Here is an 11,268-nt window from a genome sequence, read left to right on the forward strand (position 1 = left end):
GGTATTGGAATTTAAGCTTGAAGGTACGTTCGCTAAGTTTCAGGTTGCATTTCATGGCAGCAATTGTTGTTTTCAAGGGTAAGGTTATATCATAAAGTTTGTTATGGAGGCTGTAATATGATTAATGTTGATAAATCTGTTATAATACAGATCATCAATTTCCTCTTCATTATCTGGGCGATGAATATCGTTTTGTACAAGCCGATTCGAAGAATCCTTATAGAGAGAAAAGAAAAAATAAGTGGTCTTGAGCAGAGCATTGATAATACAAACAAAAACATCCTGGAAAAAGAAGATTCCTACGCTTTGGGAATTAAAAATGCAAGATTAAAAGGGCAGAAAGAAAAAGAAGCTTTATTATCCATAGCCCAAAACGAAGAGAAACAACTGATTGATAAAATAAATAAAAAAGCCCAGGACGACCTTGCGCAGATGCGTGGTAAAATCGTGAACGATACCGAAAATGTCAGGAAATTACTGCTGAATGAAGTTGATTCTTGCGCGGATGCCGTTTGTCAAAAAATTCTGGGGAGGGCTGTCTAATGAAAATATCTTTTGTCAGACATAAAAGATGTATATTGTTAGTGGTATTTATATCTTTTCTTTTGCTCTTTTCCGTTAGTGCCGGTCTTTGCTCATCAGGAGGCGAAGAAGGTGGTGAACATGGAAGTGGACATGCAGTAGGATGGGTACCTACCGACACATATCGGGTTATGAATTTTGCTGTATTGGCCATCGGACTTTTTCTTCTTCTTAGAAAACCGGCTGCGAACGCTCTTAATGATCGCATTAAAAGTATAAAAGAGCAGTTAAGCGATCTGGAAACACAGAAAGCTGATGTTGAAAAGAATTTGGCGCAATGTAATGATAGAGTTGTCAAGCTTGATAAAGAATCTGAAAAAATAATTGCTGAATATTTAAAACAGGGTGAAGAGGCAAAAATAAGAATACTTGAAGCTGCAAACGCTTCAGTTTTAAAACTGGAGGAACAAGCCCGCCGGAATATCGAGCATGAATTTAAGCAGGCACGGCTTAAACTTCAGGAAGAGGTAATTATAAACGCTCTGAAAAAAGCTGAAGAAAAAATAGTAAATAATATTAACGCAAAAGATCAGGAAATACTTGTAAGTGAATATTTAGAGAAGGTGGTGGCATAGTGAAAAATTTAGCTATATCAAGGCGTTATGCTAAGGCACTTCTTCTTATCGGCAAAGAGGACGGGAATGCAGAGGTTTACAGAAGTGAGCTGGATGAGTTGACCGGAATGATTGTAAAAGAAAAAGGCCTTGAACAGGCGCTCACAAACCCGCTATATGATGCCGCAGCACGCAAAAAAGTTTTACAAATTATAATTGAAAAAATGAAACTTTCGAAAGCAATGAGATCATTCCTTCTTCTGTTATTTGATAAAGGTCGAATAGGGTTTCTTGTTACTATCAACGATTTTTATCAGAAACTGGCCGATGAACTTAAAAACGTTGCAAGAGCCAGTCTGGTTTCGGCTACAGAGCTAAAATCCGAAACCGTAGAAAAGATCCGTAATACTCTGTCAAAAATGACCGGTAAGGATATTGTTCTGGATATAAAGGTAGATTCCGGTCTTATTGGTGGTGTGGTTTCCAGAATAGGTGATCTTGTTTTGGATGGTAGCATCAAAACACAATTGCTCAACATGAGAGAATCTTTAAAAAGGGGTGAGAGTGTATAATGGAATTAAGAGCTGAAGAAATAAGTCAGATAATTAAAGGTCAGATTGCTGATTATGACAAGAAAGTAGAGTTGAGCGAAACCGGTGTTGTCTTGTCAGTTGGCGATGGTATTGCCAGGGTCTACGGACTTGAGAAAGCCATGTCCTTAGAGTTGGTTGAATTCCCTGGGGGAATATTGGGTCTTGTGCTTAACCTTGAAGAAGATAATGTGGGTATCGCCGTTATGGGCGAAGTAACACATATTAAAGAAGGTGATGTGGTAAAACGCACAGGCCGTATTGCTCAGGTTCCGGTTGGCGAACCGGTTCTGGGGCGCGTTGTGTCTGCTGTCGGTGAACCTATTGACGGTAAAGGCCCGATAGATGCCAAGGAGTTCAGAAGAGTTGAAATGGTGGCACCTGGTGTTATAGCCAGAAAAAGTGTTCACGAGTCAATGCTGACCGGTCTTAAAGCAATCGATGCTATGACTCCGGTTGGTCGTGGTCAGCGTGAACTTATTATTGGCGACCGCCAGATTGGAAAAACTGCTGTAGCGATAGATTCTATTCTGAGCCAGAAAGGGCAGAATGTTTATTGTATTTATGTTGCTTGCGGCCAGAAAAAATCAACAGTTGCCCAGGTTGTTTCAGTATTGGAAAAACATGGCGCTATGGAATATACGACTGTTGTAGCAGCTTGCGCAAGCGATCCTGCAACATTGCAGTATGTAGCACCCTATGCTGGTTGTGCTATGGGTGAATATTTCCGTGATAAAGGTCAACATGCATTAATTATTTATGACGACCTTTCAAAGCAGGCTGCCGCTTATCGTCAGGTTTCACTTCTTTTGAGACGTCCGCCCGGACGTGAAGCTTATCCCGGAGATATTTTTTATAACCATTCCAGACTGCTTGAACGTTCATGTAAATTAAATGATGATCTTGGCGCAGGTTCACTTACTGCCTTACCTATTATTGAAACTCAGGCAGGTGACGTTTCAGCTTATATTCCGACAAATGTTATATCAATTACTGATGGTCAGATATATCTTGAACCAAGTCTATTCTTTGCAGGTGTCAGACCGGCAATAAATGTTGGTCTTTCGGTATCAAGAGTTGGAGGAGCTGCTCAGGTAAAAGCCATGAAGCAGGTTGCCGGAAGCCTTAGACTGGATCTTGCTCAGTATCGTGAGCTTGAAGCTTTTGCAGCTTTCGGAAGCGATCTTGACAAAGCGACACAAAGACAGCTTACTCGTGGTGCAAGACTTGTTGAAATTTTGAAGCAGCCGCAATATAAGCCTCTTTCTATGGAAAAGCAGGTAACAATTCTTTATGCCGGAACCAGAGGTTTTCTTGATAATTATCCGATAAATGTTCTCGCTAAATATGAGGCCGGTCTTTTCTCTTTTATGTCAGATAGATATCCTCAGATATTCAAAGAGCTTATTGAGAAAAAAGCCATAAGTGATGATCTTGACAAGCTTATGACGGATGCTCTTAAGGCTTATGATGAAGAATTCAAGGATACAATAAAATAATTCGATCAGGTTTTTTTATAACGAATCTGAATCATGTGATAGATAAAGGTTGACTTGAATGGCAACATTAAAAGACGTCAAAACAAAAATAGGCGCGGTAAAGAAGACTAAGCAGATAACAAAAGCTATGAATATGGTTGCTGCTTCAAGACTTAGAGGGGCTCAGACCAGTATGATCGGTTTCAGGCCATATGCAAGCAAGTTTGCAGAAGTCTTGGGAAGTATTTCCGAACGCGGTGGCAGTGGGGCAGCTCCATTACTTGCCATACGTGAAAAGATTTCAAAAATTAATATCGTTCTTTGCACTTCGGACAGAGGCCTTTGCGGTGGATTTAACGCAAGCCTTATTGGAAAAGCAGAATCATTCGCTAAAGAAAAAGCTGCTTCAGATATAAAGGTTTCTTTTACGAATTATGGTAAAAAAGGAAGAGACTGGGTAAGAAAAAGTGATTTTGAAATCGAAAGTGAATACATCGGAGTAGTGGGAGGAAAATTTGGATTTAATATTTCTGTCAATGCAGGGAAAAAACTTATAGATGGGTTTTTAAGCGGAGAATATGATGAAGTCTATGTAATCTATTCTGAATTTGTAAGTTCGGCCAGACAGATACCGGTAATCAAACAGCTTCTTCCGATACCGCCTCTTGAAAAAATTGAAAAGAGCGAAGATGAAACCAAACAATATCTTCCTGAGCATATATGTGAGCCGTCTCCAGCTGAACTGCTGAATGAAATGCTCCCAAAAAATGTTTATGTTCAGATCTACAGCGCTCTTTTAGAAACATCAACAAGTGAACATGCTGCAAGAATGGCTGCAATGAACAATGCAACCAAGGCATGCAATGACATTATTGAGAGTCTTACTCTGGCTTACAATAAGGCCCGGCAGTCTGCTATTACCTCGGATCTCATGGATATTGTAGGCGGAGCAGAAGCGCTTAAAGGGTAAGAACTGAATATACCGTGTATAGTTTAGTTTATAGGAGGTCTATAGATGGGAGAAAATTTAGGTAAAATAAAGCAAGTTATGGGGCCTGTTGTTGACGTTGGGTTCGAAGAAGGTAAGCTTCCGAATATACTTACCGCTCTTCTGATTTCAAATCCATCAATCAATGATGAACCGGATAATCTTGTTGTAGAAGTTGCACAGCATCTAGGTGATAATGTTGTACGTTGTATTGCCATGGATGTAACAGATGGTCTGGTACGAGGTATGCCGGTTAAAGACACAGGAAGCCCGATCATGGTACCTGTAGGTCCGGCTGGACTGGGTAGAGTTTTAAATGTTGTAGGACGTCCGGTTGACGGGCTTGGGCCGGTAAGCCAGGATAAAATGATGCCGATTCACAGAGAAGCACCAAAATTCACAGAACAGGATACAACTGTTCGTGTTCTTGAAACGGGGGTAAAAGTTATTGATCTGCTTGTACCGTTTCCCAGAGGCGGAAAAATGGGAATGTTTGGTGGAGCCGGTGTTGGCAAAACAGTTATCATGATGGAAATGGTTCATAACATTGCTATGCAACACGGTGGTATATCAGTATTTGCCGGAGTGGGTGAAAGAACACGTGAAGGAAATGACTTGTATCATGAAATGAAGGATTCAGGCGTTCTTCCCAAAGCCGCACTTATTTACGGCCAGATGACTGAACCTCCCGGAGCCAGAGCAAGGGTTGCACTTACAGCTCTGACTGCTGCAGAGTATTATCGTGATATTGAAGGACAGGACGTTCTCATATTTATTGATAATATATTCCGTTTTACTCAGGCTGGTTCCGAGGTTTCGGCCCTCTTGGGTCGTATGCCTTCTGCCGTTGGTTATCAGCCAACCCTGGCTGTTGACCTTGGTGAACTCCAGGAACGTATTACTTCAACAGACAAAGGTTCAATCACAGCTGTGCAATGCGTTTATGTTCCGGCTGATGACTTGACAGACCCCGCTCCTGCAACAACTTTTGCCCATTTGGATGGAACAGTTGTTCTATCACGGCAGATCGCAGAGCTTGGAATTTACCCGGCTGTTGATCCGCTTGATTCAACATCAAGAATTCTGGATGCTTCTTATATCGGGGAAGAACATTATGGCGTTTCTCGTACTGTTCAGCAGATTCTTCAAAAATACAAAGAGCTACAGGATATTATTGCAATTCTTGGAATTGAAGAATTATCTGATGAAGATAAAGTTATTGTTGGCAGAGCAAGAAAGATTCAAAGATATTTATCTCAGCCATTTCATGTTGCAGAAACATTTACAGGCATGAAGGGTAAATATGTAAAAATTGAAGATACAGTCAGGGGTTTTAAGGAAATTTGTGAAGGCAAACATGATGATCTTCCCGAACGGGCATTTTATATGGTCGGTAGTATAGAAGAGGCCAGAGAAAAAGCTAAGCAAATGGCTGATGAACAGTAATATGCGAGGAAAACCGATATGGCCGGAAACATAAAAATAGAAGTTGTTACCCCGGAAAAATCCGTAGTTAGCGAAGAAGCACAGATTGTTATGGCACCCGGTACAATGGGAGAATTTGGAGTTCTGGTTGGCCATACTCCATTTTTTACTACCTTGAAAATGGGTGTTATTAAATATAAAGATGCTAAAGGCGAAGAAAGATGTGTTTTTGTTACAGAAGGTTTTGCTGAAGCATTGCCGGACAGAGTGACTATTCTTGCTGAAGCTGCGGAAAGAAGGCGTGATATAGATGTAGAAAGAGCAAAAGCCGCTTTAAAAAGAGCTGAAGAGCGTTTGGCAAAAGAAAGCGGCAAACAGGATATGGACTTTATGAGAGCCAAAATAGCTCTGGACAGGGCTTTGCATCGCATTCAGCTTGCTGAAACCAGAAGGCATTAAATAATATTTTTATTATAATGCTTAAATGGCATTGATATAAAGCTATAAATAATAATAAAAAGGGCAGCCAATATATTGTGGGTTTGCCCTTTTTTATTATGCTATATTATAAAATACATTATATAAATAAATACTTAAAATACTTTTATCAGGGTTTTTTTATTCAGGGAATATATACTCTGCATTCCTTGACAGAAGGACTATCAGAGCAACCAGATTTGGGATAGCCATCAAGCCGTTTAAAGCGTCACATATATACTCTCACCGGAAACAGAATTTATTTATAATAATACCAGATGCCAATTTAAATCCATCAAGCGATTAAAATAAAATAGCATCAATAAGTTGCAGATTATTAATGTGAACACCTGTTTTGCATCTGAGCTTCGGTTTCCTGTACTTCTCTTTCCAATGCATCAGGCCGTTTAAAAATCTCTTTAAGCGGATGATTTGCTTAAGATTTCCATTACTTGCTTCCGTTTCAAGACTATCGATCTCGCGTTTTAGCACAAACGGTTCTCTTCCGTTTTCTTCAAAGATCTACCGGAATTCATCGCATTTATAATATTGTGTGTACTTGTTTACGGTATTTTATAGTTAACTGAATGGATTCCAAGAAATCAGTCCGGGATAAATATTTTTAGCTGTTTCATTCATTTCAAAAACAACTGGTGAATAATTGAGGTATGTTGAAAAAAGTGTACACCAATGTTAAGAAAAATTTTAAAACGGAGGTGGCACAATGGAAAGAATACCATATGGGAAATACAATAAAGAATTCAGAGAAGAGGCGGTAAAGCTTGTGCTTGAAGGCGGTTATCACTGGTGCCATCTACTTTAACTAACTGGATTAAAGCTTATAAGGCTGGAAAGCTGTCGGAAGTTGGAAGTACACATAAGCCATTGAGTGAACAAGAAATGGAGTTGGCACGACTCAAGCGGGAGCTTGCTGAAGTCAAGATGGAGCGAGACATATTAAAAAAAGCGGCAGCGTACTTTGCGAAGACCCTCTGTGCCAATATAAGTGAGACACTTTCCCCCAAATAGTTTAATGTAGGGCGGGAAGGAGAAAAGTAGATGGAAAAGAAGGAAATCAAGGTTATGAACCTTAAGCCAAATGTTGTGGAAATGGATGGAGCCCGCTGGGCGACTGGAATTTCCACAACTGCCGCTCTGCGTGAATCAGGGGTTAAAGCTATTGTTCCTAATCCCGAAGCTCCGGAGAAGGCAAGCCGCCGGAAACATACTGCGGAGTTTAAACGTATCATACTCAGGGAGGCTGAACTTTGTAAAGAGCAGGGACAAGTTGGCGCTCTTCTTCGCAGGGAGGGTCTGTATTATTCCAATTTGACCGCTTGGCGTCGTCAGGTCGAGCGAGGCACCTTGGATGCTCTTTTACCCAGAAAGAGAGGCCCCCAAGTCCGAAAGCCAGATCCGAATCTTTGTCGTATTGCAAAACAGGAAAAAGAGATTCAGAAGCTGCGGGCAAGGTTGAAAAAAGCCGAACTTATCATAGATGCTCAAAAAAAAATTGCCGAAATCTTCCAGCTGCCCTGGGATCAGAAGGAAGAGGAGAAATTATGAACATGGCAGCTTCCCTGGCTGACGATGTGGGCATAAAACCGGCTTGTAATGCTATGGCGGTTTCACGGGCCAGTTATTACCTCTATGTCATCCTCGATATCTTCAGCCGATATGTTGTGGGTTGGATGGTGGCATCCAGGGAGCAGGGAACACTTGCAAAAAAACTGATTGAACAGTCCTGTGAGAAACAGGGGATTCAACCAAGTCAACTGATCATTCATTCAGATCGGGGTTCCAGTATGACATCAAAAACGGTTGCTTTCCTTCTTGCTGATCTGGGGATCACCAAAAGTCTTTCCCGGCCATATGTTAGTAATAACAATCCCTATTCGGAAGCCCAGTTCAAAACCATGAAATACCGGCCTGATTTTCCGGAACGGTTCGGATGCTTCGAGGACAGCAGATCATTCTGTAAGAACTTTTTCGACTGGTACAATACTGAGCATTACCATTCCGGAATCGGATTTCTTACACCCGAAGATGTCCATTACGGGCGGACTGAACAAATTATCAAAGACCGTCAAGCAGTTTTAAGTGATGCTTTTGCAAAACATCCAGGACGGTTTAAAGGGAAAGTCCCAAAACCAATGGCCCCGCCGGAGGCAGCATGGATAAATAAACCGGTACCGGAAAATAGTGATCCATTACGACACTAAACTCTTAATGAATGTGTCTCATTTTCATTGACAAGTTCCGAAGGCAGTTTTTGTTTTGAAGCCAAACTCATTGACAAAATCCATATCAAACTTGGCTAATCCATAGCCAATTAAGTTTAGCAATTCGTAATTTTCGTGTTTGTTGTCGCTCATTACAACACTTCAATAAAATTTTCTAAATCGGTTTCTCCATCGATTACTGGAAATACTGTCGCTCTTTTGTTTCCATCATCGTCAATATAAACATTTAAGTCAAACTCATCATTAAGCGATGTCCATTCGTCTTCAACCCACTCATTTTCATTAATATTATTTTTCATCCATACCAAAGCCAATCTTTTAATTCGTTCTGATTCACTTTCTTGTTCTGAACCAACAAAACCATATTTCAGAACTTCAGAAACACGGGAAGCAGGTTGTTCTTCCTGTACTGCTTCGCATATTGGACAAATTTCTTGTGAACGTAACTGAATAAAATTTTTTTCACATTCACAATCCCAGTATTCATTCGTCAATTCAATATCGCCAACTTTTTCAACCATGTTTTTATCCTTTCAAAAAATGCTAATTATTTCTTCTCATTTGCATAGAGGGGGCTAACGACGAAATCAGCCGGAGCGTAGCGATCGGCTGTATTGCCTGGTTGGAAAAAATTAAATTCTATTCTTTGTCAGTAGCTACCTTAGTTAAGATAAATTTACTTCATTATTTACTTCTTTACCAGTGTTCAGCTTCTCGGCCTTATTCAATGCGCGCAGGGCGTAGATGTTGATTCCTGCCGGAACTATGAAAAATAGTATACCAAGAAGCCCTAACCCGGAGAGGGAATGAAGAAAAATAGAACCTACTATGGCAAAGGTATCTATACCAATTAGACTCCAGTTAGCCAGTATCATAATCTTCCGCAGCCGTCGGGAAGCATTGATGGAAAGCGCTCTGGCTGTAAATGCCGGTAGCCCTACAATCAATGCATAGAGCAGAACAATTAGTGTCAAGATGCCCGCTGACTGCTTGCTCCCCCAGCTTGTTGAAAAAAAGGGCTATTCCAATGAGTGCCCAACCGATTGCTGCAATGATGTTTATTACGCGTATCGTAGTGAATTTTGTTTTGGTACTCTTTGCCCCCTTTAATTTCTTTATTCTCATCTTGCGCTTGTTCGTTATTTGTCGATGCTAAACTTGGCATGAGTGAGGATGATATGGTTATTACTTCATTTGAATTATTCTCTTGAGATAATTCCTTATTAAAAACATTTTCTTGTTTTTCAAGCCATTCTCCGCAATGTTTACATTTAATTGCTTCTTCTTGAATCGCTTCAGCACAAAAAGGACACTTTTTCATAATCATCCCTTCCAACCGACGAACTCAGCGGTCCCGGCCACTGAAGTTGCGGATAGTGCCGCAAGGTTGTACCGGGTCCGCTGAAGTGACTGGTTGTGCAATTTTTGTCGGTTGGTTTATAGGCGGTGGTGGCGAAAGCTCAGATGAAAAAAATCTGCATAAGTCAAAAATAAAGATTCGACCTTTCATTTCGCTAGCTCAAGAAGCCTTGTTAATGTCTGTGACAATAGATCCTTGTTATGAGGCGATATATTTGAGTTGGTAATATGATGATCAATAATGGATATCGCTGTCATAATATCACCGTTTATTAGTTTATTGTCTCCCATAAGTGATTCAATATAATTCCTCATAGACATTATTGTTAGATGGTATTCCGGGTCATATTTGGGATTTGTGAATTGCGCTAAAGTCTCCAGGCTGTGAAGATCATTTAGCTTAACTATCCGAAATACTGCATCTTTGCGAACCTCCCATGATGAGTTATTGCTAGTGATTTCCAAAATTTTTGATGAGAAATATCCATCAACGGACAATTGATAGGCCGCCTTAACCGCAGGCCTGGCAACTTGAGATTCTTCGCTTAAAAGCGAAATCATGATGGCTTCAGATATTGGCAGGGTATATTTCTCGATGAATTTCGAGATATTCGATTTTAGGCTGGGATTCTTTTCTTGAAGCAAAACGTCTAAGAACATATCGTCAGCAATTTTTCTAAAGAAGCAAAGCTCCAAGGCGTTTTTTCGTAAGAAATTCTCATTGAGCCTATCAAAAACGAAATTTTTTATATAGTCGTCAGGATAGGCCTTGAGTGATGATGTTTCAGGAAATGAATCCGATACCAAATCGCTCCTAAACTGTTCCAACGAGAGGACAGGATTTTCCATTATATGATTAATTGTATTGTACAAAGATGATTCAAATTCTTCCATTCCACGAGGAGTGAATTTGTAAATAATATTCCGTATGTGCCTAAGATCAAATGGGATATCTTCGATGTCTTGGGTTATAAGGATTACAGGCTTTCCAATAGTATGAGCTATTCCAATTTCATAAAACACATTTGGATTTTTTGATGTTAAATCGGCAACAATTACTCGTGATTTAATAATCGAGCACCATATATCATCGATAATAGAGGAATTTGAAAATATGTCGTCTGCCCTTAAGCATCTTAAGTTCAACTTATTACAAACTTTCCGTATATGATCAATAAATACTGGAGCGAAATGTGGCATGAAAGGCATTAATACAAAGCACAAATCTGGCTCAGACCTTAATTGAGATTTTCCGAATATTGGTTCAACTCGCACAATTCACCTCGGATCGCTTCGTAAGTTCATTGGATATATCTGAATGTGTTGCCTGCCGCACGCTAGAACTCACCCGCCAAAAAGCGCCAGCTTTTTGGTCGGGTGCAGTGATTGGTTAGAAGGTATTTTGCATTTTGTTTGCAATATACATATTAAAAATCAGTAGTGTCCGGTTAAGTTTTTGCATGCTATATGGGATAAAAAAATTATAAAAATGTTTATTTTTTGCTTGACAAAGCAGATAAAAAATTTTTGTCGCCTTGTTATAAATTATAATTATAATAAGGAGTTAAGACA

The 11,268-nt window shown here is 40.0% G+C and carries 12 protein-coding genes and 2 pseudogenes; 9 read left to right on the forward strand and 5 right to left on the reverse strand.

What is annotated here, in order from left to right; all coding sequences use genetic code 11:
- Positions 1-117: 117 nt before the first annotated feature.
- The 7 genes from VXK47_RS12345 to VXK47_RS12375 are packed head-to-tail and all read left to right on the forward strand — an operon-like array spanning position 118 to position 6,076.
- A complete protein-coding gene (locus VXK47_RS12345; protein ID WP_435549090.1) occupies positions 118-543 on the forward strand; it encodes an ATP synthase F0 subunit B in 426 nt (141 codons plus the stop codon).
- A complete protein-coding gene (locus VXK47_RS12350) occupies positions 543-1,157 on the forward strand; it encodes a F0F1 ATP synthase subunit B family protein (protein WP_435549091.1) in 615 nt (204 codons plus the stop codon). The genes VXK47_RS12345 and VXK47_RS12350 overlap by 1 nt, the downstream gene beginning before the upstream one ends.
- Positions 1,157-1,708 carry an ATP synthase F1 subunit delta gene (gene atpH / locus VXK47_RS12355; protein WP_435549092.1) on the forward strand — a complete coding sequence of 184 codons (552 nt, stop codon included), beginning with the start codon at positions 1,157-1,159 and terminating at the stop codon, positions 1,706-1,708. The genes VXK47_RS12350 and atpH overlap by 1 nt, the downstream gene beginning before the upstream one ends.
- Entirely contained in the window at positions 1,708-3,225 is a 1,518-nt protein-coding gene (gene atpA, locus VXK47_RS12360) for a F0F1 ATP synthase subunit alpha (RefSeq protein WP_435549093.1), read from the forward strand. Before atpH ends, atpA begins: the two co-directional genes overlap by 1 nt.
- A gap of 58 nt (positions 3,226-3,283) precedes the next feature.
- Positions 3,284-4,174 carry an ATP synthase F1 subunit gamma gene (atpG, locus tag VXK47_RS12365; RefSeq protein ID WP_435549094.1) on the forward strand — a complete coding sequence of 297 codons (891 nt, stop codon included), beginning with the start codon at positions 3,284-3,286 and terminating at the stop codon, positions 4,172-4,174.
- A gap of 45 nt (positions 4,175-4,219) precedes the next feature.
- Complete coding sequence (gene atpD / locus VXK47_RS12370; RefSeq protein WP_435549095.1) at positions 4,220-5,638, forward strand: F0F1 ATP synthase subunit beta; 1,419 nt, start codon at positions 4,220-4,222, stop codon at positions 5,636-5,638.
- A gap of 18 nt (positions 5,639-5,656) precedes the next feature.
- Positions 5,657-6,076 (forward strand): F0F1 ATP synthase subunit epsilon, encoded by a 420-nt coding sequence (locus VXK47_RS12375; RefSeq protein ID WP_435549096.1) that lies wholly within the window; start codon positions 5,657-5,659, stop codon positions 6,074-6,076.
- A 321-nt stretch (positions 6,077-6,397) separates the two neighbouring features.
- Here VXK47_RS12375 and VXK47_RS12380 read toward each other — a convergent pair whose 3' ends face one another.
- A complete protein-coding gene (locus VXK47_RS12380; protein ID WP_435549097.1) occupies positions 6,398-6,586 on the reverse strand; it encodes a hypothetical protein in 189 nt (62 codons plus the stop codon).
- A 232-nt stretch (positions 6,587-6,818) separates the two neighbouring features.
- Between VXK47_RS12380 and VXK47_RS12385 the strand changes: the two are divergent.
- Together VXK47_RS12385 and VXK47_RS12390 are read left to right on the forward strand one after the other, a co-directional pair.
- A pseudogene (locus tag VXK47_RS12385) lies at positions 6,819-7,060 on the forward strand (transposase); the annotation flags it as partial.
- Positions 7,061-7,231: 171 nt separating this feature from the next.
- Positions 7,232-8,316: pseudogene (locus VXK47_RS12390) on the forward strand (DDE-type integrase/transposase/recombinase).
- A 152-nt stretch (positions 8,317-8,468) separates the two neighbouring features.
- On the opposite strand, the gene VXK47_RS12395 reads toward VXK47_RS12390, so the two are convergent.
- The 4 genes from VXK47_RS12395 to VXK47_RS12410 form a co-directional block, all read right to left on the reverse strand.
- Entirely contained in the window at positions 8,469-8,858 is a 390-nt protein-coding gene (locus VXK47_RS12395; protein ID WP_435549098.1) for a hypothetical protein, read from the reverse strand.
- 144 nt (positions 8,859-9,002) lie between these two features.
- On the reverse strand, positions 9,003-9,311 hold the full coding sequence (locus tag VXK47_RS12400) for a hypothetical protein (RefSeq protein WP_435549099.1): 309 nt from the start codon (positions 9,309-9,311) through the stop codon (positions 9,003-9,005).
- The gene (locus VXK47_RS12405; RefSeq protein ID WP_435549100.1) at positions 9,308-9,658 is read right to left on the reverse strand and encodes a hypothetical protein; all 351 of its coding nucleotides are present in this window, start codon (positions 9,656-9,658) and stop codon (positions 9,308-9,310) included. The genes VXK47_RS12400 and VXK47_RS12405 overlap by 4 nt, the downstream gene beginning before the upstream one ends.
- 185 nt (positions 9,659-9,843) lie before the next feature.
- Positions 9,844-10,971: a hypothetical protein gene (locus VXK47_RS12410; RefSeq protein ID WP_435549101.1), complete on the reverse strand. Its 1,128-nt coding sequence runs from the start codon at positions 10,969-10,971 to the stop codon at positions 9,844-9,846.
- Positions 10,972-11,268: the final 297 nt, after the last annotated feature.

It is taken from the genome of Desulfobacterium sp. N47 (assembly GCF_051233685.1).
GTDB lineage: Bacteria > Desulfobacterota > Desulfobacteria > Desulfobacterales > RPRI01 > RPRI01.